The organism is Nocardiopsis lucentensis DSM 44048 (genome assembly GCF_000341125.1).
GTDB lineage: Bacteria > Actinomycetota > Actinomycetes > Streptosporangiales > Streptosporangiaceae > Nocardiopsis > Nocardiopsis lucentensis.
This window is the reverse complement of sequence record NZ_ANBC01000846.1, coordinates 1-361: the sequence shown is the minus strand read 5'-3', so window position 1 is coordinate 361 and position 361 is coordinate 1. Positions and strand designations below refer to the sequence as shown.

At 74.2% G+C, this 361-nt stretch carries 1 pseudogene; it reads left to right on the top strand.

The features are described 5' to 3' along the window. Window positions 1-38: 38 nt before the first annotated feature. Window positions 39-361, top strand: a pseudogene (locus D471_RS36840) (AAA family ATPase); the annotation flags it as partial.

The window sequence follows — 361 nt, the reverse complement described above, 5'->3', positions numbered from 1 at the left end:
CCGCCCCATGCCCCGCCGAGCCCCTCCGAGGTCCGCCCATGACCACGACCGATCCTTCCGCCGTGCCCGTGAGTCCCGAACTCCAGGCCGAACGCGACCACCTCGCCGCCGCCCACGCGGCCCTGGCCCGGATGCGCGAGGAGGTCCAGAACACCTCCCTCATGCTCGGTGACGTCGTCAACGACAAGGTCACCAACGCCGCCCTCCAACGCGGCCGCGAGCGCCGGCTCGCCGCCCTGGCCGACGTCCCCGGAGCCCCGCTGTTCTTCGGCCGCCTCGACTTCGACCCCGGCACGGTCTTCGTGGACGACGACCCCGCGCCCCCACCGGACCAGGACCCCGACCGGGTGCACATCGGCCG